This window comes from Alkalihalobacillus sp. BA299, assembly GCF_017745675.1.
GTDB lineage: Bacteria > Bacillota > Bacilli > Bacillales > Bacillaceae_F > Alkalihalobacterium.
On the sequence record NZ_JAFLJM010000020.1, the window covers coordinates 46,674 to 68,451 of the forward strand.

20 protein-coding genes, 1 tRNA gene and 1 rRNA gene are annotated in these 21,778 nt (G+C 38.3%); 6 read left to right on the forward strand and 16 right to left on the reverse strand.

The window, feature by feature from the left end; translation table 11 throughout:
• The first annotated feature begins 628 nt into the window (after positions 1 to 628).
• From J0N78_RS20975 to J0N78_RS20990, 4 genes are read left to right on the forward strand one after another with little or no spacing between them, the layout of a single operon-like run.
• A complete protein-coding gene (locus J0N78_RS20975) occupies positions 629 to 1,579 on the forward strand; it encodes a metal ABC transporter solute-binding protein, Zn/Mn family (protein ID WP_209125086.1) in 951 nt (316 codons plus the stop codon).
• Between the two features lies 1 nt (position 1,580).
• Complete coding sequence (locus J0N78_RS20980) at positions 1,581 to 2,345, forward strand: metal ABC transporter ATP-binding protein (RefSeq protein WP_209125087.1); 765 nt, start codon at positions 1,581 to 1,583, stop codon at positions 2,343 to 2,345.
• Complete coding sequence (locus J0N78_RS20985; RefSeq protein WP_209125088.1) at positions 2,320 to 3,243, forward strand: metal ABC transporter permease; 924 nt, start codon at positions 2,320 to 2,322, stop codon at positions 3,241 to 3,243. Before J0N78_RS20980 ends, J0N78_RS20985 begins: the two co-directional genes overlap by 26 nt.
• Complete coding sequence (locus tag J0N78_RS20990; protein ID WP_209125089.1) at positions 3,244 to 4,113, forward strand: metal ABC transporter permease; 870 nt, start codon at positions 3,244 to 3,246, stop codon at positions 4,111 to 4,113.
• A gap of 97 nt (positions 4,114 to 4,210) precedes the next feature.
• On the opposite strand, the gene J0N78_RS20995 is transcribed toward J0N78_RS20990, so the two are convergent.
• The 7 genes from J0N78_RS20995 to J0N78_RS21025 all read right to left on the reverse strand — a co-directional run bounded on the left by J0N78_RS20995 (position 4,211) and on the right by J0N78_RS21025 (position 10,663).
• Positions 4,211 to 5,629, reverse strand: a complete 1,419-nt coding sequence (locus J0N78_RS20995) for an MDR family MFS transporter (RefSeq protein WP_209125090.1) — start codon at positions 5,627 to 5,629, stop codon at positions 4,211 to 4,213.
• Positions 5,630 to 5,937: 308 nt separating this feature from the next.
• The gene (locus J0N78_RS21000; RefSeq protein ID WP_209125091.1) at positions 5,938 to 6,402 is read right to left on the reverse strand and encodes a DoxX family protein; all 465 of its coding nucleotides are present in this window, start codon (positions 6,400 to 6,402) and stop codon (positions 5,938 to 5,940) included.
• A gap of 206 nt (positions 6,403 to 6,608) precedes the next feature.
• Positions 6,609 to 7,397: a carbon-nitrogen family hydrolase gene (locus J0N78_RS21005; protein WP_209125092.1), complete on the reverse strand. Its 789-nt coding sequence runs from the start codon at positions 7,395 to 7,397 to the stop codon at positions 6,609 to 6,611.
• A 21-nt stretch (positions 7,398 to 7,418) separates the two neighbouring features.
• Positions 7,419 to 8,591 carry a pyridoxal phosphate-dependent aminotransferase gene (locus J0N78_RS21010; RefSeq protein WP_209125093.1) on the reverse strand — a complete coding sequence of 391 codons (1,173 nt, stop codon included), beginning with the start codon at positions 8,589 to 8,591 and terminating at the stop codon, positions 7,419 to 7,421.
• A gap of 394 nt (positions 8,592 to 8,985) precedes the next feature.
• Positions 8,986 to 9,759, reverse strand: coding sequence for a twin-arginine translocase subunit TatC (tatC, locus tag J0N78_RS21015; protein ID WP_209125094.1), 774 nt, complete (start codon positions 9,757 to 9,759; stop codon positions 8,986 to 8,988).
• 16 nt (positions 9,760 to 9,775) lie between these two features.
• A complete protein-coding gene (locus J0N78_RS21020; protein WP_209125095.1) occupies positions 9,776 to 9,958 on the reverse strand; it encodes a twin-arginine translocase TatA/TatE family subunit in 183 nt (60 codons plus the stop codon).
• A gap of 69 nt (positions 9,959 to 10,027) precedes the next feature.
• Complete coding sequence (locus J0N78_RS21025; protein ID WP_209125096.1) at positions 10,028 to 10,663, reverse strand: redox-sensing transcriptional repressor Rex; 636 nt, start codon at positions 10,661 to 10,663, stop codon at positions 10,028 to 10,030.
• 330 nt (positions 10,664 to 10,993) lie between these two features.
• Here J0N78_RS21025 and J0N78_RS21030 point away from each other — a divergent pair, with 330 nt between their 5' ends.
• On the forward strand, positions 10,994 to 12,898 hold the full coding sequence (locus J0N78_RS21030) for an ABC-F family ATP-binding cassette domain-containing protein (protein ID WP_209125097.1): 1,905 nt from the start codon (positions 10,994 to 10,996) through the stop codon (positions 12,896 to 12,898).
• A 93-nt stretch (positions 12,899 to 12,991) separates the two neighbouring features.
• Here J0N78_RS21030 and J0N78_RS21035 read toward each other — a convergent pair whose 3' ends face one another.
• The 7 genes from J0N78_RS21035 to J0N78_RS21065 all read right to left on the reverse strand — a co-directional run bounded on the left by J0N78_RS21035 (position 12,992) and on the right by J0N78_RS21065 (position 19,499).
• Positions 12,992 to 15,139 (reverse strand): DUF2339 domain-containing protein, encoded by a 2,148-nt coding sequence (locus J0N78_RS21035; RefSeq protein ID WP_209125098.1) that lies wholly within the window; start codon positions 15,137 to 15,139, stop codon positions 12,992 to 12,994.
• Between the two features lie 501 nt (positions 15,140 to 15,640).
• Entirely contained in the window at positions 15,641 to 16,657 is a 1,017-nt protein-coding gene (gene tsaD, locus J0N78_RS21040; RefSeq protein ID WP_209125099.1) for a tRNA (adenosine(37)-N6)-threonylcarbamoyltransferase complex transferase subunit TsaD, read from the reverse strand.
• Positions 16,647 to 17,105 carry a ribosomal protein S18-alanine N-acetyltransferase gene (rimI, locus tag J0N78_RS21045; RefSeq protein ID WP_209125100.1) on the reverse strand — a complete coding sequence of 153 codons (459 nt, stop codon included), beginning with the start codon at positions 17,103 to 17,105 and terminating at the stop codon, positions 16,647 to 16,649. Before rimI ends, tsaD begins: the two co-directional genes overlap by 11 nt.
• Complete coding sequence (gene tsaB / locus J0N78_RS21050) at positions 17,102 to 17,809, reverse strand: tRNA (adenosine(37)-N6)-threonylcarbamoyltransferase complex dimerization subunit type 1 TsaB (RefSeq protein WP_209125101.1); 708 nt, start codon at positions 17,807 to 17,809, stop codon at positions 17,102 to 17,104. The genes rimI and tsaB overlap by 4 nt, the downstream gene beginning before the upstream one ends.
• Complete coding sequence (gene tsaE, locus J0N78_RS21055) at positions 17,806 to 18,261, reverse strand: tRNA (adenosine(37)-N6)-threonylcarbamoyltransferase complex ATPase subunit type 1 TsaE (RefSeq protein WP_209125102.1); 456 nt, start codon at positions 18,259 to 18,261, stop codon at positions 17,806 to 17,808. Before tsaE ends, tsaB begins: the two co-directional genes overlap by 4 nt.
• A 13-nt stretch (positions 18,262 to 18,274) precedes the next feature.
• Complete coding sequence (thiL, locus tag J0N78_RS21060) at positions 18,275 to 19,258, reverse strand: thiamine-phosphate kinase (RefSeq protein WP_209125103.1); 984 nt, start codon at positions 19,256 to 19,258, stop codon at positions 18,275 to 18,277.
• Between the two features lie 164 nt (positions 19,259 to 19,422).
• A tRNA-Met gene (locus J0N78_RS21065) sits at positions 19,423 to 19,499 on the reverse strand.
• A gap of 247 nt (positions 19,500 to 19,746) precedes the next feature.
• Between J0N78_RS21065 and J0N78_RS21070 the strand changes: the two genes are divergently transcribed.
• Positions 19,747 to 19,935 carry a hypothetical protein gene (locus J0N78_RS21070; protein WP_209125104.1) on the forward strand — a complete coding sequence of 63 codons (189 nt, stop codon included), beginning with the start codon at positions 19,747 to 19,749 and terminating at the stop codon, positions 19,933 to 19,935.
• Positions 19,936 to 19,977: 42 nt separating this feature from the next.
• Here J0N78_RS21070 and J0N78_RS21075 read toward each other — a convergent pair whose 3' ends face one another.
• A complete protein-coding gene (locus tag J0N78_RS21075; RefSeq protein WP_209125105.1) occupies positions 19,978 to 21,120 on the reverse strand; it encodes a trans-sulfuration enzyme family protein in 1,143 nt (380 codons plus the stop codon).
• A 557-nt stretch (positions 21,121 to 21,677) separates the two neighbouring features.
• A 5S ribosomal RNA gene (gene rrf, locus J0N78_RS21080) occupies positions 21,678 to 21,778 on the reverse strand; the annotation flags it as partial.

The window sequence follows — 21,778 nt, forward strand, 5'->3', positions numbered from 1 at the left end:
AAAAGAAGGATAGGAGAGTAATAATACCATTTGCTCACCTATCCTATTTTTGTATTCCAAATACTTGATTTTCTACAACAACCAAATGTAAAACTTCAACTAACGTACTCATGTAGCTTAATAACCGCCTATCCAGCGTCTAGTGGACTTCGCTCCTCCTCCTTACGATAAGTCATCATCGCCTCGTTAGCACTCGCCGTGTTTCCTTTATCTCATACGGTGGGCTCCAGTCCATACACCGCTAAACGGGCGCTTGCGCTTTTCTTGTCTAGCTGCAGGTGTCATCGGCTCGAGGTCGCTTCGGTCCAACAAACGTGTCCAAAAGTCAGGACACTAATTGCTGGTCCTCCAGCGCTTGTCGCCGATAAGCAGACACCTTGCGCTTTTCTTAGACCTGTACTTAAGTTCACAATTCAAAAAAATCTGACTGAAAACAATTGACAATTATCACCTTATCAATTATTGTTTCCTTAAGGAAACTTTTATTACCTACGTAAATATAGTTGTCCTAAGGAAATTAAATTATTGTTCTTCTCTTGTGTCAAAGTTTATTTGATTCACTAAATTAAATGCTGCAGGAATGAGACACTTATTTACATCACACTATAGAAAGTTGGAGGGAGAAAACATGTTTAAGAAAAAAAGTTTTATTTATGGGGTATTTGTCACTTGTGCGTTATTAGTAGGAGTAGGTTGTAGCAATGGGGCAACCACCAGTACTGAAGAAGGTGAAAATGGAACCATTGATGTTGTCACAACCATCGCCCAAATAGCAGAACCCTTATCCGTAATTGGAGGCGACCGTATCGAAGTTGAAAGTTTAATGGGACCATCCGTAGATCCGCATCTCTATAACCCAACTCAGGGAGATATCGCAACCATTGAAGGCGCTGATCTAATCTTTTATAACGGCCTTAATTTGGAAGCAAATATGGTTGAAATTTTTGATTCAATTGCTGAATCAAAGCCTGTTCTTGCTATCGGAGAAACTCTACCAAAAGATGAATTATTAGAAGAAGAACTCGGAGTCGTTGATCCCCACGTTTGGTTTGATATTGACCTTTGGAAACTAGCATTAGCCTCTGCGGTTGAGGAATTAAAAGAATATTCTCCGAGCGACGCAGAGTACTTTGAAGAAAATAAACAGGCCTACTTTGCGGAATTAGATGAAATAAATGCTGAGGCAACTGAAAAATTAGCAAATATTCCAGAAAAGCAAAGAATCATTGTCACCGCACATGATGCTTTCGGTTATTTTGGAAATAAGTTTTCAATGGAAGTCGTCGGGCTTCAAGGATTAAGTACTGAAGATGAAATTGGCGTATCCGACATCAATGAAACGATTTCGATTATTAAAGAATATAAGATTCCTGCTATTTTTGTAGAATCGAGCATCGATGATCGAACAATTAAATCAGTCATTGAAGGAGCAGCTAGCGACGGTGTCACGGTGGAGCTAGGAGGAGAACTTTTCTCTGATGCCATGGGAGAAGCAGGAACAGATGAAGGAACTTATATCGGCATGTATCGCCACAATGTAGAAACAATCTACAATGCTTTAAGTAAAGGAGTGGAATAAGGTGGAAAAAACGGCCCTGCAGGTTAAGAATTTAGCTGCTTCCTATCGAAAAAACCCAGTCCTACACGATGTAAACTTAAAAGTGACAGCGGGTTCTTTAACAGGAATCGTCGGTCCAAACGGAGCAGGGAAATCAACTCTTTTAAAAACAATGCTAAACCTTCACCCTTGTTTATCAGGATCTGTAACCTACTTTGGATTACCACTTAAAAAAGTTAAAAAAAGAATTGGATATGTCCCACAACGCGGTTCGGTTGATTGGGACTTTCCAACCGATGCATTAGACGTTGTCACAATGGGGCTATATGGAAAAATTGGGTGGCTAAAATGGCCTTCACGTTTTCATAAGGAAAAGGCCTATGAAGCTCTTGAGAAAATGGGAATGGCCGCTTATGCGAATCGGCAAATTAGTCAACTATCCGGAGGGCAGCAGCAACGTGTCTTTTTAGCACGTGCCTTAGTCCAAAATGCTGACTTGTACTTCATGGATGAACCGCTAGCCGGAGTCGATGCTGCAACAGAACGGGCAATTATGACTATTTTGAAAGAACTAAAAGCATTAGGAAAAACAGTAATGGTCGTCCATCATGATTTACTAACAGTTGAGGATTATTTTGACCATGTTCTTTTATTAAATAGGACCGTCATCGAGCATGGCAAAACAAAACAAGTCTTTACAAAAGAAAATATTACCACGACCTATGGTGGAAATATGCGTTTACTAAGGGAGGAGCAAAGCCATGTGGTCCATACTCTTGAGCAGTAATACGCAATGGGTTTTACTTAGCACGACAATCCTTGGCATTGCAGCTGGGGCCATTGGATGTATCACCTATTGGCGCAAACAAAGTTTGATGAGCGATGCATTGGCTCATGCTGCCTTACCAGGGGTCGTGATAGCATTCCTTCTTACTGGAGAAAAAAACTTGTTCATCTTGATTATAGGTGCTGCCATTAGTGCATTAATTGGAGCTTTTTTTATCCAATGGATTCAAACCTCTACTAGAATTACAGAAGATACCGCAATGGGCATGATACTATCTGTTTTCTTTGGACTTGGCATTATGCTTTTAACGGTCGTCAATCGAACGGCAGGCGGAAATCAAAGCGGTCTGGACAGTTTTATTTTCGGCCAGGCAGCAGCGATGGTTCGATCTGATGTGAATACGATGCTATTCCTAGCTTTGTTCGTCATTTTAGTCATCATTATTGGATTTAAAGAATGGAAACTATACCTTTTTGATCCTTCATTTGCAAAAGGATTAGGGTTGTCCCTTACATGGATGAATGTACTTTATACAACTGTTCTTGTTACAACGATTGTCATTGGAATTCAGGCTGTTGGTGTCATTTTAATTGCTGCCTTGCTCATCATTCCTTCCGTTAGTGCACGGTACTGGACACAAGCTTTTAAATGGATGCTCGTACTTTCGGCTTTTTTTGGCGGAATAGCGGGAGCTGTCGGAACAGCGCTCAGTGCATTAGGAAAAGGATGGCCTACAGGTCCATTTATTGTCGTTGTCGCCTTCTTCTTTTTTGTTATATCGCTTATTTTCGGGAAAGAAAAAGGAATTCTTATTAACTATTTACAATTTAAAAAGTATCAAAAACAAGTGAATATAGTGCAACTAAACACTCGTATTCATAAAAAAGGAGTGGAGTAAATGGCTTATACAGGATGGATTATTTTGACCGCTTCTTTAGTAGGGCTATCCTGTGGTCTCATTGGTGTGTTCTTAATCCTTCGAAAAATGGCGATGATGTCTGATGCGATCAGTCATACCGTTCTTTTAGGAATAGTAATCGCGTTTCTTATCACACGTGAGCTAAGTGGACCACATATGCTAATCGGGGCGATATTAGCGGGCTTGCTTACTGCTTTTCTTGTGCAGTGGCTTCACTCCCTCGATATTGAACTCCATGCATCGATGGGGATTGTCTTTACAACGTTGTTTGCTATCGGTGTCATTTTAATCGCAACGTCTGCAGAAAATGCACACTTAGACGTCAAACATGCTTTAATGGGTGAAATCACCTTTATTCCTTTTAATACGATGACACTCCCTTTCATAGGGACTATTCCAAAAACAACCATAATATTAGCACTCGTGTTAGTCGTTGTTGCCTTATTCATTATTGTATTTTACAAAGAATGGAAAATCACTTCATTTGACCCTGCCTTAGCTGCAAGTTTAGGAATACCGGTGACCTTGATGCATTATGTCTTTATGAGCCTAGTTTCCATCACTACCGTTGCTTCGTTTGACGCAGTGGGTGCCATTATGGTTGTTGCAATGCTTATTACCCCCGCTGCTTCTGCTTACCTTTGGACCGATAAACTAGCTGTTATGCTGATTCTAAGTAGTTCATTTGGAGTTATTTCAGCTGTCACCGGCTATTTTATAGCGGCTTGGGTCGATATGTCTATCTCTGGTTCGATGGCATTTGCAACCGGATTAGTCTTCTTAGTTAGCTTTGTTTTGTCTCCAAACCATGGCTTGATTTCAAAATTTATTCGTCCTGCTACGTTATGAGGAATCTCTATTTTTGTGGTTCCTCCCTCCTCATAAAAAAATCACTACTCTTATAACTTTTCCTTTTACTAAGTAAGGGGTGCTCTTTTTTATTGAATTATGACACATTTCTCTCTTGAGAAGGCATTTCTTTCGATGTTTTTCCGAGGAAGTAGCCAACTGGTACTGTAATAGCAGTTAACACAGCCAATATGATAAACCCTTCGTTAATCGCTTGTAAATTCGCTGCTTCCACCGTACCTTCCATTACAAATAATTGTGCTTTTCTAACTTCATAATAAATTGAAATAAAGACGATCCCTAATGCAGAACTGATTTGCCTTAAAACATTATTCATCGCTACCCCGCGCGAAACAATTTGTTCAGGTATGGCATTCATACCCGCTGTAGTTGCTGGCATACTTGATAATCCAAAGCCAATTCCTCTAATCGCCATAAGGATAATGATAAAAGCCAAAGACGTTTCCATTGTAAGTATACCTAAAAAGAAAGTACTAACCGCTGATATTATTAACCCAGAAGTGACAACACCTGTTACCCCTTTTTTATCAAGGATACGACCACCAATCGTCATAAAAATACCGGTTAATAATGCTGCAGGCAAGAACACTAGACCAGTCGTAATGGCATTATAGCCATAGACGTTGTGTAAAAGTAATGGCACAAGAAAAATCCCGCCAAATAATCCAATCGAAGTCACTCCTGAAATCCATACACTGAAAGAGTACGGAGTAATTTTAAATATCGATAAATCAAGTAACGGAAATTTTTGTCTTTTTTCTATTATGATAAAAAAAGCTAAACTGATCAAACCAATAACGATAAACACGATATTGGATACGTACGATAAGTGTTCAAGACTAGATGTTCGACCTAGAGCAAAAAGAATAAGACCTACGCCAAGTGTTACTGTTATAAACCCCAAACGATCAAACGTAATCGACTGATCCAGTTCGGTTTCTTTTAAATACTTTGCTGCAAACCAAATCCCTAATAATCCAAAAGGTATATTACATAAAAATAAATAATGCCAGCTCCCTGTTTCAATAATAATTCCACCAACAGTTGGCCCGATCGTCGGAGCCATCATGGCAGCAACACCATATATCCCCGTTGCAAGCCCTCTTTCCTTTTTAGGAAAATTAGCAAAAATAAGCGCCATCGATAAAGGCATCATAATGCCCCCACCAACACCTTGTAGTCCTCTAAAGAAAATAAGCGATGATAAATTCCATGAAAATGATCCAAGGATCGATCCTAAAACAAAAATACTAAGTCCGATAATATATAAGCGCTTCTTCCCCCACTTATCACCTAAATAACCCGTAACAGGCATGGTCATTCCCATCGTTACCATAAAAATTGTAATGACCCAGCCAGTTGAAACCGCATCAGTATCAAACACATTCATAAGCTGTGGTACAGCAGGATTCAGCATGCTGTTATTTAAAATCAACGTAAACGTCCCAATTAGTACAGCGATAACAACCATCCATTTATCTGATATTCTTTCCATACAATCCACCATTTCGTCTGTCGAAATAATTTACTATAACTATAGCATGAATTATTCAAGAGTGGGTACTATTATATTTTCCAGTTGTTAGGAAATCCATAAAAAAAGCTGCCTTTTATGTGCTTACACTTGAACCTTATTCGTTAGATAGCTGAAGGTTGAGAAGTGCACACACAATTGAAGCAGCTTCAATTATTATTATTATTTTATGAGGGGTAAGCGAGAGTCAAGATTAATTGTCGTTAAGCAGCACCGATGGCTTTCTTCTGACCGTCAAACATTTCATCATTTGATTTTTTCAAAAATCGTTATCGTAAATACGGTAGCACCCAACGGTCTCCACCATAACGACCTGCATTGGCACCAGCTACTAAAATAAACATTGAGATAAGAACCATCCACGGATTAGTTGAAATAGTTCCTGCAAACATAAAAGCGAAATTCATCATAACGCCAAAGAATGCAGCCGCACTTGTTAAAACACCAAGAATAAGTCCCAAGCCTACTAGAAATTCTCCCCAAGCTACCATCACACTAAATATGTCGGCATGCGGTATTGCAAACTTTTCTAAAAATGCTACGTAATTCGGATATAAAAGAGCTTCACCTTTTATGACAGGATTAGCGACTGAACCTTGGAGAAAACCTCCCGCATTAAAGCCGCCAGTGATTTTCCCCCAACCTGCAGTTAACCATGCCCATCCTAAATATACACGTAAGAATAGAAGTATTCCCGCAGAAATTGAATGATTACGAAGAAATTGACCAAACATAATTGATTCCTCCTATACGCAGTTAGTTTACATTTTACCTGGTCGCGACAAGTTTTAAATGTTTTGTTTGTGAACTATTTCACAATTCATATATTAAACTATAAACCACTTTACGTCTATAATTTTGCTCACTGTTTCACAAACTGTTCAAAAAAAAGGGCCTGCACCTAATTGAAATGCACAGACCTCATTTTAAAAATAGGTTTTCAATATAACTTAGGCACTCTACTATTAAACACTGGAACATTATTTCGTACTTCTTCTACGTCCTGTAATTGTAAATCTGCACCAATCGTTTCTTCTTCCTCTTTTGTTCCTTCTGCGATGATGTTTCCCCACGGATTGATGATAAGCGAGCGTCCACAAAACTCAACACCATCATACGTACCGATCCGATTTGCTGATACAACATACATTTGATTTTCAATCGCTCTTGCTTGTTGTAATATAGTCCAGTGACTTTGACGCGCTTCTGGCCATTCAGCTAAAATAAATAATACTTGGGCTCCAGCTAATGCTAAAGAACGAGCTAACTCAGGGAAGCGAAGGTCATAACAGATCACAACACCAACCTTTACTCCATCAAGCTCAAATGTTTGAGCCTTTTTCTGTCCTCCCGCTAAGTACAGATGTTCATTTAGCATCGGTACGAGATGGATTTTATCGTAGTGATAGATTTGTTCGCCTAAGCGATTAAAGATCAATGCACGATTATATATTTTACCGGCTTCTTTTGTAGCTATAGAGCCGCCAATAACGTTAATATGATACGTACTTGCAAGCTCACTTAAGAAGCTTGTCGTTTGTTTCCGTTCATCCTCTGACACTTGATCTAATGTTGACAATGTATATGCTGTCGTCCACATTTCAGGAAGCACGATCACATCTGGCTTTTTTTCATGATTGACCATTTGTTCAATCCAATATTTAACCTTCTTCTGATTTTCTTCGGGGTTGCCTGGAATAATATCCATTTGGTAAATAGCAACTTTCATGAAAACTGCACCCTCCTTCTATTAAAAAAGCTCTAGTTTACGAATACGCTCCACCGCTTCTATTAGCCGCTCTTCATCTTCTAAAAGGCCAACACGAATGTAGCCTTCTCCACTTTCACCAAACCCGCGTCCTGGTGCAACCGCAATATGTGCTTTATATAAGAGGATATCAGCAAATTCTTCTGAACTCATTCCTTCAGGACACGGTAACCATGCAAAGAACGAACCACTCGGTGCCTCTACGTCCCAACCGATAGACTGTAAACCTTCGATCAGTACTTTCCTGCGCCCTTCATACTTCTTGACGAGTTCTTCTACACACGTTTGTGGACTAAGTAGTGCAGTTGCCGCAGCTTCCTGAATCGCCCCAAACAGGCTCACGTACATATGATCCTGATAGAGATTAAGCATTTCGATGATCGAGGCATTACCAACAGCAAACGCAACTCGCCATCCTGCCATATTATATGTCTTCGATAATGTATAAATTTCAATTCCGACCTCTTTTGCACCGTCGGATTGTAAAAAACTTATTGGTTTCTGGCCACCAAAACCTATCCCGCCATAAGCAAAATCATGGACGACACAAAATTCGTGCTGATTAGCAAATGAAACGGTTTCTTCAAAAAATGCCTTTGTAGCCGTCGCTCCTGTCGGATTATTCGGATAATTCAAGAACATAAGCTTTGCTTTTTTTAACGCCTCTTCTTCAATCCGTCGATAATCAGGAAGAAAGTCATTTTCCGTTTGTAGCGGCATCATTTCCAATTGACCTCCAGCAAGCGCTACCCCAGACCAATAATCTGGATAACCTGGGTCTGGTACGAGGGCAACATCACCTGGGTTTAATAAACACTGACTAATTTCAACAAGTCCACCTTTTCCTCCAAAAAGAATACAGACTTCTTTTTCTGGATCAAGCTCAACACCATACTCTCTATTATAAAATTCTGCTACCGCTTCTTTTAAAAATGGATACCCACGAAACGGTGAATACTTATGATATTTTGGACGATCAGCTGCTTCTTTGAGACTTGCTACAATATGTTCTGGTGTTGGTTGATCCGGATTTCCTTGTCCGAGATTAATAATATCGGCCCCCTCTTTTATAAGAGACCCTACCTTCGCCACGAGACTTGCAAAATACTGCTTCGGAAGCTCAGTCATTGTCTGGCTCATCTGAAATTGTTTCATCACTTCAACCCCTAGATTTCATCACTTTAGTACAGTAAAACCATCGTAAAACCCATAAAGACTTTTGTCAATGGTACTCCAACAAAAGAATGGTGTCAGCACCATAGAGACAATAAGAAAAGCGTAAGCGCCCCGATGTTGTCTTATCGTAAGGAGGAAAGCGAAGTCCACTAGACGCTGGGCGCTGAAGCTAGACAAGAAAAGCGCAAGCGCTCGTTCACCGACGTACGGACTGGACTGAACCGCAGGAGATAAAGGAAACACGGAGAAGCGCTAGCGAGCCGATGTTGACTTATCGTACGGCGGTGAGGGAAGTCTCGCTAGTCGGTGAGCGCTGAAGCTAGACATTAAGAAAATTATTACTTAAAAAAAGACTGCATCCGACGAATGCAGTCTACCCATGATTTTCACTTTCCGCCTGTTCTTGTTCTTTCAACCGCTTCTCTTCAAGACGTTGCGCTTTACGAAACGATATTCTTGAAATAATGATACTAATCTCATACAGTAACAACAATGGTACAGTTACCATTAAATGAGAAAGTAATTCAGGCGGTGTAATTAAACCCGCGATCACGAGAAGGATAAAGTAAGCAAATTTTCGAAATTTCATTAGAAAGAATGGAGTAACAATTCCTAATCGTGTTAAGAACATAATAACAACTGGCATTTGGAACAATACCCCAAACGGAATAGTTAATTGAAAGAGAAATGTAAAATATTCATTAATCCCATACATTTCATTAATTCCTAGTTGCCCTGCTAACGTACCGACAAATTGAATGACAAATGGAAACAAGATGAAATACGAAAACGAAATCCCAGCTAGGAATAACAGAAATGCAATCGGAATATAGGCTAAAGTTACTCTTCTTTCAATTTCATGTAAACCAGGGCTGATAAATGCCCAAAGCTGATATAAAATGACTGGAAAAACGAGTAAAAATGCACTAAAAAGCGCAAATGTCATATAAACCTTAAGTGGGTCAATCGGCTTAAAGGCATTCATTGGAATGTCTTGAGCAGTCGGTGCACTTTGAAGAAATGTGATGATCGGCTTGGCTATAAATAATCCAATCACAAAGGCGATAATAAAAAAGACGAATACAATAATTAACCGTCTACGCAACTCGCCGATATGATCATACACAGACATGTCTTTCTGTTCCATGAATTACCCATCCTAACTATTTTTGTTTCTCATTTTTCTTGTTGTTATCTTCGTCTTCATCAGCTAACCCTTTTGTAGCATTTTTAAATTCACGTAATGTATTTCCTGCTGCCTTTCCTAGTTCAGGTAATTTTTTCGGTCCAAAGATTAATAACGCTACTAATGCGATCAAGATCAAACTTCCTGGTCCTAATGGCATATGATCCACCTCCTAGTTAATAACTTTCTATATAATCAAAAATACATCAATTTATAAGCCTATCCCCTATTATAGTGGATAATGCTTTAAAAAATAAATAAGCGCTTGAAGTTCAACTGAAAGATCAATATGGTGAACCCTAACATTATCTGGAACTGTTAATCGTGCTGGCGTAAAATTGAGAATACCATTTATTCCTACCGATACGAGTCGATCAGCAATTTTTTGAGCTGATTGAGCTGGCACTGTCAGAATAGCAACCGTCACATCGGGGTCTAACTGCTCTTCAAGCTTTGATAAATTATAAATCTTAACCCCGCCAATTTCTTTCCCTACCTTTGCTTCATCCACATCAAAAGCCATCTCAATTTTTGTATTATTATTTTTAGAAAAATTATAATTTAAGAACGCTGTTCCGAGATTACCAACTCCAATGAGTATAACCTTTGTTAACTCATCTTGATCTAAAGTTTTACGAAAAAACGACAATAAATAATTAACATTATACCCATACCCTTTTTTACCTAATGCACCAAAGTAAGAAAAATCACGACGAATCGTCGCTGAATCTACTTTTACTGCTTCACTTAACTCTGAAGACGAAACACGTTGTTTTCCTGAAGCATTAAGATTCTCTAAGTATCGATAATATAAGGGCAATCGTTTCGCTGTTGCTTGCGGAATTTTTGGTTGTTCAAATTTCATAGATCGCCTCCAAGGTTTTCACCATTCAGGATGTTACATGTCATATTGTACACTATTTTTCTCTTCATGTAATTGTTTTAAATCACTGTTCATGAAGTTGTTGAATAACGTTTGATAAGGTACACTAAATTTAATTCACTTTTGAACAACCTTTTATTTTTAGTTCAAAAGGAGGACAAATAGATCCAAGAAGTTCAAGGCGGTGCAACTGCGAGTACCTGAGCGTATGTTTTTAATACGTGAGGAACGGAGCAGCAAACCAACGAAGAAATTCGCCGGAGATTTTTCCTGGACTTTTGAACAACCCTATCGGTAGGAAGGATTTATCTTATGATCTTATTACAATGTGTCAATTTAACCAAATCATTCGGCGCAGAGCCGATCTTAACAAATATAAAGTTTGAAATACAATCTAAACAACGAATTGCCCTTGTCGGACGAAATGGTGCCGGCAAGTCTACGTTATTAAAAATCATTGCTGGTCATACGTCATTTGACTCCGGCGAATTGATTATTCCAAAAGGCGTAAAACTCGGTTATCTCGCCCAAGATACTGGATTAGAATCGGAGCTTAGCATTTGGGACGAAATGTTAACAGTTTTTGCCGAGCTTCAAAAAAAAGAGCAAACCCTAAGAATGCTTGAGGAGAAAATGGCCGATCCGAGTCATGAAAATTACGATAAAATTTTACAGGAGTACGATCAGCTCCAAGTTACATTTAAAGATGAAGGTGGATATCAATATGAAGCTGATATCCGTTCGGTACTAGCTGGACTGAATTTTGCTAACTTTGACTATTCTACTAAAATTTCTACTCTCAGTGGTGGTCAAAAAACTCGACTCGCTCTCGGTAAACTATTATTAACAAAACCAGATTTGCTCATTCTCGATGAACCAACGAACCATCTCGATATTGAAACACTCAGTTGGCTGGAACAATATTTAACTAACTACCCAGGAGCCGTACTTATCGTTTCCCATGATCGTTACTTCTTAGATAAAGTCGTCGATCATGTTTATGAATTGTCTAGAACAAAATCGACAAAATTTAAAGGAAATTATAGTGACTATCTTGAAGAAAAGGCGCAACGCTATGAACAAGAGCTAAAACTTTTTGAAAAACAGCAGGAAGAGATCGCTAAATTAGAAGATTTCGTTAGACGTAATATTGCAAGGGCTTCTACAACAAAAAGAGCGCAAAGTCGAAAAAAAGCACTAGATAAAATGGACCGTCTTGACCGACCTCAAGGCAATGAAAAATCAGCGAACTTCGCGTTTGGTATCGAAAAACAAACTGGGAACGAAGTATTAAAAGTACAAGCTCTTTCTGGTGGTTATAAAGATCCTTTATTTGAAGACATTACATTTCAACTAAATCGCGGTGAAAGTGTCGCATTAATCGGTCCAAATGGAATTGGAAAATCTACCTTGCTGAAAATTATCACAAAGGAATTACAACCATTATCAGGAAATATTTCCTATGGAAGTAACGTAGCTATTGGTTATTATGATCAAGAACAAGCAAAATTAACATCAAATAAGCAAGTTATTCAGGAACTATGGGATGAATTTCCACTCATGCAAGAAAAAGAAATTCGAACTGTACTAGGAAACTTTCTTTTTAGTGGCGACGATGTCTTAAAGATTGTCTCAGATTTAAGTGGCGGGGAAAAAGCACGTCTCGCCTTAGCAAAATTAATGCTGAAAAAAGCCAATTTCCTCATACTCGATGAGCCTACCAACCATCTTGATTTAGATAGTAAAGAAGTATTGGAATCTGCTCTCATCGATTATCCAGGAACGATTCTTTTCGTTTCGCATGACCGTTATTTCTTAAACCGTATGGCAACTCGCATTATCGAGCTTTCCCATCAACAAATTACGAATTATCTTGGCGATTACGATTATTATTTGCATAAAAAAGAAGAAGCTCGTCAGTTACAAGAACTCTCTGTAAACGAGCAAACAAATGATGAAACAGCTAAGAAAGATAAACAAAGCTTCCACATAGATAAAGAAGCGAAACGAAAAGAGCGGCAGAGACAACGACGGATCGAAGAAATTGAAGTCTCTATTGATCAGATGGAAGCAGAAGTAGCTGAGTGGGAACAAGCGTTATGTGAGCCTTCTGTTTATGAAGACCTCGAAAAGGCAGCAACTCTACAGCAACAAATTGATACACATCAAGAAAAGATAGACCAGCTTCTAACGGAATGGGAACAACTTCAGGAATAAATATAGTCCTCACCTCATCACTCAGATGAAGTGGGGATTATTTGTTGAAGAATCCTTAATAGTAGAAAAAGTCCATTTTAGGTAAAGAAAAAGTTAAGCATCCACTTCTTTTTCTTCAAGTAACCAAAAATAACTTGCCGCTACAATTAAAAACATCGATGTTGCTGCTGCAACGACACCTGAGTCATTTAATAACAATAACGCAACGGAAGCAACGAGCATCGTTTGCAATATATCTTTTTCACGCTCATTTTTAATCCAATTTTTTTGCCGCCACAATATGATCCCCATTAAAATGTAGGAAGTAACAAATAGCTGTGTCCAGTTGGAAAACTTAAAAATTTTCCAGTTCATTTGTAGTTTTCTTTTAATTACATCTGTCATATAGGAAACATCACCGCTCAATATTCGTTCAAATGCATAACCAATATGCGTCGGATTTCCAGTCATTTGAAGTAAAAACAGAAGCATAAGCGAAAGAACAGGAATGCCAAAAAGAAGAACCGGCAACCACAATTTCCACTTTTTCATAATAAAACTATGCTTTACTGCAATAAACCCCCAGGCAATCGCAGCTGATAAGGTTGCTCCTGCATTTGTGCCAAGAAAACTAGTTCCTAGCATAATAATTAAAAAGCCAAATAAGCTGGTTGTTACAATGAAAAACATCTTCTTAGATGCTTTCCAAAAAGGAATTAACATCAGTAATCCAGAGATCATATATACGCCTGCATACTCATTTCCAATGCCATAATATCTTGCCCCAATGATTGGATCATAACCTAAGTAGGACCTTTGCATTAATGGAGAACCCATCCACAAATCTAAAGAGATTGCAACGAACTGTATCGCACCTAAAATAACAAGCGGGTACTTCGTATACCTCATCAGAATCCAACCAAATATGATGGATAATAGGGTTAACAGCCAAAAGTAGTAACCGCTATGTACATACAACAGTACCTTTGATAAAAGAAGATACCAAATCGGTGAACTAACAGCAGCTAATAATAATACTTTTCCGATATGGATCCAGCGAGGGTTTGCTTTTTTTCGCAACAGCAAAAAGCCTACACCAAGTAACATAATAACGAGTAACGTAATATAACTAGATAATACGACACTTCGAGTACTATAAATTTTAAACATCCAATTCACATTATTCATGATGTCTTCATATATTTCATTTGGTCGCTCAATAAGGTCGAGCGGAGATCCTGGTAATTCCGCAGGTGGTCGAATATCGTATGTGGATAAAATGGTTGGTACGATATCCACATTACTAATAATGTACCTTTGCTTGGTCGTTTGTGAATAGAGCTCCATTGGCTTATCGTGACTCGTATTCCAGAAAAAAAAAGGACTTAATTGCTTCTTCTTTTTGTACGCTTCAGCATGCATCATTGGTGATAGCATCATCACATTTTGACTGTCATTATTCACAACCATTTGAATAAAAGTTTCGAGTGAACGAAGTGCTTTTTCATAGTTTTTCACAAATTGATCGTCTGTCATCATGTTTCTCTCAGTAAATAAACGATGCAAATCTCCCCACTCGACGACAATAAATGATTTTTCACTATCCTTTTCAAACCTAACGATCTCTTCAAGTAAGTGATTTATGTCCATTTTTAATCCAGCTGGAGATTTAGTGTTTATTTTCACTACTTCAGTTAACTTCCCTTGAACCGCCCCTTTTTTGTCCACAGCAAACAATGATCCATAACGAATTCGTTGATCATGAGTTAAGTCACTAGTACCGAGAACATAGCGTTCAATTCCACCTTGTTTTAACGTTTCTCCTAAGATTCCAATCGGCGCCCGAAAGGTTGTTTCATTATTTTTTTCAACTAGCTTGTGGAAATAAGGATGAAGTAAACTATTTTGTGGATAACTTCCTGTCCATTGTAAAAGTAGATCTTCTACCTTTCTTCCGTCAATGATCTCTCCTTGTTCAAACGCATTCCAATGGTCAACGCCGACACCACGTATACCTGAACTTAGTGAAACTGTATTATTTAAGTATGAATAACTTCCATCAGGCCGTACATTCAAGGCAGCAAAACCGGCCGTTCTCCACAAATTGCGATCCCCATACTCTAATAGCCACTCAGCCTCCTCAAAAGAGAAATCAGGAACTACAATAAGAATAAGTGTTTGTGGTTGTTCAAAACCTTTCACATTAGTTGTTAATAACATGGCAACTAATACGCTAATTACGAATATCCAACGCTTTTTCACACAGACTCTCCTCAATTTATGAACAAATTTTCTGACATATCCACACTACCCACAACGTTATACACAGGATAACCATTGATTTTTCCGTTTTCACAAAAGTTATCAACATTACCCACATGTTTATCCACATAAATTTATAAACACTAAATATCCCTTTAAAATAAGTTATTCACGAACTTATCCACTTTATACACATAATTGTGGATAAGTTTTTTCCACATTGAAAAGCGGAAGGTGGCTGCTTATCGGCGACAAGCGCTGGAGGGCCAGCAATTAAAGTGTCCTGATTTTTGGACACGTTTGTTGGACCGTAGCGACCTCCGTATGAGATAAAGGAAACACGCCGAGTGCTAACGAGGCGATGTTGACTTATCGTCAGGAGGAGAGCAAAGTCCACTAGATGCTGGGCGCTAAAGCTAGACATCTTCGAAATTTATATTTTCTTATTCTATAAAAAAATCCCTTCTTTCAGCATAGACTGAAGAGACGGGATTTAAACTTCTATTCATCGTTATCTAACTCAAGTCCAGGATTTGCATTTAAAGCCCAATTTGCAAATCGTTCTTTTTTCAACATAATACTAGCAGCCGCACCAATCATCGCCGCATTGTCTGTACATAGTGAGAGCGGTGGAATAATTAAATCGATCTCAACCTGTTCAAACTCCTGTTCTAATCGCTTACGCAGCCCACGATTAGCCGCAACCCCGCCAGCAAGTAAAAGTTGCTTTACTTGAAGTTCTTCTGCAGCTCTTTTCGTTTTTGTCACTAATACATCGATCACACTTTCTTGGAAGCTTGCAGCTAAATTAGCAGGCTCAATTGTTTCACCACGCTGTTTTGCATTATGAAGTGTGTTAATGACCGCTGATTTCAGACCACTAAAACTAAATTCATAAGATTCAGGATCCAACCATGCTCTTGGTAAATCAATTGTTGCTTTTCCAACATGCGCGAGCTTATCAATATGCGGTCCACCTGGATAAGGCAAGTTTAACGTTCTTGCCACCTTATCATAGGCTTCCCCAACTGCATCGTCTCTCGTTTCACCAATCACCTTGAAAGAGCCGTGGTCTTTCATATAAACAAGCTCGGTATGTCCACCCGATACGACTAAGGCAAGCAATGGAAATTCCATTTCTTTTACTAATCGATTTGCATAAATATGACCTGCGATATGGTGAACACCTATCAAGGGTAGGTCGTGTGCAAATGCAAGTGCTTTTGCTGCATTTACTCCCATTAATAAAGCACCCACTAAGCCTGGTCCTTCTGTGACCGCAATCGCATCTAACTGCGAGAAAGTGACATTGGCTTCTTCCATTGCTGCTTCAAATATATACGTCATTTTCTCAACATGATGACGGGATGCAATCTCTGGAACGACTCCACCAAACCGTTTATGGCTTTCAATTTGCGACGAAACTACGTTTGAAAGGATTTCCGTACCATTTTTTATTACAGCTGCTGACGTTTCATCACAGCTCGTCTCAATAGCTAAGATTAGTTCATTCTTCATTTTTTAACACCGCCCACATGACTAATGCATCTTCTAAATTGTCTGTATAGTAATTTTTCCTTATTCCACCCGGCATAAACCCTAGTTTTTCATATAAGCCTTTCGCTGCTTGATTTGAAACCCGTACTTCTAGTGTGATCTTCAATGCCCCATACATTTTTGCCAGTTCCATTACATACAAAAGTAACGTTTCCCCATATTTGTTTCCCCGATATTGTGAAAGTATAGCAATATTCGTAATATGAGCTTCATCCATGACAAGCCATACGCCACAATATCCGATGATCTCCCCTTCCAATTCCATCACGACATAATGAGCAAATTGGTTGCTTGTTAATTCATTATAAAAAGCAGTTCGACTCCACGGAACAGTAAAAGCATCTTTTTCTACAATAAGAACCTGATCAAGGTCATCTACTGTCATGAAGCGAATACTCGGCTCTGTCATGTTGTATCACCTTTATTTTGTGCTTCTAACCACTTCACTTCAGCTTCAGCAAGTTGCAAATACCGGGGAACCATTTCATGCGTATTGCTCACGGGCTCTTTTTGTAATCCTAGTAGGGCGAGTTCAGAAGGTCTAGGATTTTGCATTGAAACATATGGAAAAATGGCGCGATCTCCAAGTACGGATCTAATATTTTCTTTATGTAACGCTAAGTCATTACTAAGGAATAATACACTTTTTTCAATTTCTTTAAGTGGCTCAAGCCAGTCATTCAATAGGGCGAGTTGATCTTTTTCTTTTAAAAGAACATCTTGTTCATCTGATTGATATAGGCCTGTATATACTTGGCCACGCCTTGCATCAAAGAAAGGACAAATATATCCATTAAAAAAGCGACCATTTTGAGCCAAGACTTCGAGACTTGAAACTCCAACAATCGGAATATTTAATGTCCACGCTAACGTTTTTGCCGTTGTAACACCAATTCGAACCCCAGTATAAGAACCTGGTCCATAAGCAACGATCACTCTTTCAAGATCACTAGGCTTGAAGCCGACTTCTTTCATTAGTTCAGAGATTGCAGGCATCAGGCGAACGGAATGATTTTTCTTCAAATTCGTAATCATTTCTCCAACAACTTTTTCACCATCTATTATAGCGATACCCATAACTAAATTTGTTGTATCAATTGCAATTGCTTTCATGACAATAACTCCTTACACAGCGAAATAAACCGTTCACCTTGAGGGCGTAATTCAAATGTCCGTTCTTCATTCCCATTGTGGTATATGTAAATATCAAGACGTTCTTCTGGTAACATTTCTTCAATTATACTCGCCCATTCAACAACGGTTACACCGTCACCTTCAAAATACTCATCAAAACCTAAATCTTCTTCACTATCTGCGAGACGATAAACATCCATATGATATAACGGGATGGTCCCTTTGTATTCCTTGATAATTGTAAATGTTGGACTATTGATTACCCGTTGTACGCCTAATCCTTTTCCAATGCCTTTTGTAAAACTCGTTTTACCCGCACCTAGATCGCCTTCTAACGTTATAACGTCTCCAGCAACTAAATGGCTAGCTAATGTCTCTCCAAATTCAAAGGTATCATTAGGAGAGTGACTCGTGAATATGTATTTTTCCATATATTCATTTCACCTATCTACTAAAATGATTGTAGCCTTCCTTCTTTAATTCAACCAAATTTTCATCTGTTTGTAAAAAGACTTCAGTTTTGCCTTTAGTAACTTTGCCCACCACTCGCGCTGTAACTCCTTGCTTTTCTAGATCTTCATGTATTTTCGGCCAATCCTCTTTTGACATCGTACCTATAAGCTGAAAGTCTTCACCACCAAACAAAGCCCATTCTAGTCTTTTTTCTTGACAAACAAAACTCATCGACGGCATTGGTATTTTATTTTTATCTAGAATAATTGTTACACCACTTGCCTCTGCAATCTCGTTTGTTTCACTAGCGATACCATCACTAATATCATTTAATGACATTCGACAATTAGAGAGGGCTAACACACGACCGGCTTTCACTTGCGGTTCCGGCATTTGGTGAGCTTGGATCAATAATTCTTCTTCAGCTGTAAACCGACCATGTCTGGTTTTTTCAAATAGTACATGTAATCCCGCTGCAGAAGCTCCCACATTCCCTGTAATAAAAACGATGTCACCAGGCTTAGCTTGATTTCGTAGTAATCGTCGTCCTTTTTCCACTTTTCCAATGACAGTAATCGAAACTACAAGTTTATCATTTGTTGATACAGTATCCCCACCAATTAAGTCCATTTTGTATTGACTAGCAATGCTTGTCATTCCCTCATATAGCTCATATAGTGCTTTCTCTTCCCAATCTTTAGGAACGGAAATAGACACTAAATAAAATAACGGCACCCCACCCATGGCAGCTACGTCACTAATATTAACTGCCAGTGCCTTATAACCAACATGAAAAGGAGACATTGTGTCACGTCGAAAATGAATATCTTCTACCATAGTATCGACACATACCACCTCATCATAATCACTATCAATGCGATATAAAGCCGCATCATCACCTATCCCGTAGATTAACTCACGTTGATTTAAATGTTTAGGTGTAATTTTATTAATAAAAGAAAACTCATCCTTCATGTTGTCTCACCCTTTTGTTAATCATAGAAAAAAATCCTTAGGAACGGTCATCCTAAGGAGTTTCTGTTGATTTGAATTGATTTATAGTTATGTATAGCTGACTCTTTAAGTACTAATTACTTTACTTTTCAAGATGTTTCTAGCCATAGATGCAGTAATGGTATTGGTTGCGGGGATAGGATTTGAACCTATGACCTTCGGGTTATGAGCCCGACGAGCTACCAGACTGCTCCACCCCGCGTCGTTATAAAGTTAATGGATGATGATTTTGGCTTCGTTGGTGTCTTCGACTGTTCCTTCCTCTTCTCGTGTTTCTAGGAAGCATATGCGTCGTTGTTAACAGTTATTATACTTTACCATATGTTATTTCTTTATGCAAGAAATATTATATTATTTTTATGATCCTTGTCCATTTTTAATTTATGTAGTACAATTTGTAATATGTACAGAATTTTAAGAATATTTAATAAAAAAGGGGATGGTGGAATTTGAGTACAGAAACTAATTTTGTGTTACTAATTCGGAGTGCTTTTCTTGCAAATATTGCTTTATTGATGACATTCCTCCTTATGCCGATTTTATTACTAACAGATAATATTCATTTGTACAAAAAGCTTCTCAAGTATATGTCCTATGATAGTCGTTTTGATAATCATCCCAATTTAGAAAATAGCTAAACGTAAGAGAAGAGGCTGAGAAAAATCCCGGCCTCTTACAATTTATCCCTTAGCTTTTTTTATTGCACTTTCAAATGTTTCAATGATGTCTAACTCGTCTTCAATCCCTACTGAAATACGGACAAGTCCATTAGTAATCCCAAGTTTTTCACGTACTGTGTCAGGTATCGTTCGGTGGGAAGTCCGTATTGGATAAGAAACCGTCGTTTCAACTCCAGCTAATGTTGGTGCAATTTTAATCCATCCTAGAGACTGGAAAAACTTCTCGACATCAACAGATGAGTTTAACTCTATTGACACCATTGCACCGTTTCCTTTTTGAGAGAGTTCTGTCGGATAATATACTTTCTTTACATCTTCATTAGTTTTTAATGCAGTCGCTAACGCTAAAGCATTTTTAGATTGTCGTTCCATTCGAATACTTAATGTCTTTAAGCCACGACACGCTAACCATGCTTCAAATGGACTTAAATTACATCCTAAACTTACAACTTTAACTCGAGCTTTTTCAATTAATTCTTTTTTCCCTACTAACACTCCAGCGGTCACATCACTATGCCCACCTATGTACTTTGTTGCACTATGGATGACGAGATCTGCTCCAAACTTTGTCGGTTGTAATAGAAATGGCGTCGCAAACGTATTATCAATCATCGATAAAAGTCCAAACTCTTCAGCAATTGCCTGTACCATCTGTAAATTTTCTACACGTAATAACGGATTAGTCACCGATTCGGTATAAAGCAATCTAGTCGTAGGCTGTATAGCATTTTTAATTTCTTCTCTATTTTCAAAAGATACAAAACTGACTTCGATTCCAAGGTTCAGTAACTCAACTGCTAATAGCTGATACGTTCCACCATATAGATCTTCTGATGCAATAACATGTTCCCCAGGTTTTACAACCGCTAATATTCCAGCAAGAATTGCTGACATTCCAGAAGAAGTTGCCACACCATCCTCAGCTTCTTCAACAGCGGCCACACCTTTACCTAGATCATCCGTATTTGGGTTTCCGAATCTTGAGTATAGATATTCTTTCTCTCCTTGATAAAAGCTTTCCATATCATCTAAGTCCTTAAAAGTAAAAGCAGACGTTTGATAAATTGGTTGTGCTTTACTCATATTTCTTGCTACATCTTTTGCTTGGAAATGGACGGTTTTAGTATTGAATCGTTGTGTCATAATTCTCTCCACCTTTTTAATATCTTTTTTACTTGATAAATTATGTTGAGTGAGATCTAAACAGTTTTGATCTATTCTTACATCAAATGATATTATTTTATTCAAAATATTTTATTAGTAACCATATTACCCCCCTTTGCATTTATTATATTGGGAGGTTTTTATTATGCGAGTGACAATTATTTTTACTTTACTTCTCTTTTTATCAGGGTTACAAAAGACAAAATTGCTATCACATTACGAAGAATATGGTCTGTTTAGGAAAAGAAAATCTAATTAATAGAAGTCTAAGCATTAATATCGTACATTATTATTATAACAAAGCTCTTAACTATTTTCTTATTTGATCAGAAAATTACTTCACTTGTTTTGAGAAAGCTCAATCAATTTATGCTATATTTAGTTTATGGTCGAAACTTTAAAGATATTGTTTAGGTCTAAATTCAGTAGAGAATCATTCACAAATGTTACCTCTTCAATTCGAGATCTTCAATACCTACTGTTTATTTACTTTTTTATGCATTAAAAAAGCACAACCCTATTGGATTGTGCTTTGTGCCTAGCGACGTCCTACTCTCACAGGGGGAAGCCCCCAACTACCATCGGCGCTGAAGAGCTTAACTTCCGTGTTCGGCATGGGAACGGGTGTGGCCTCTTC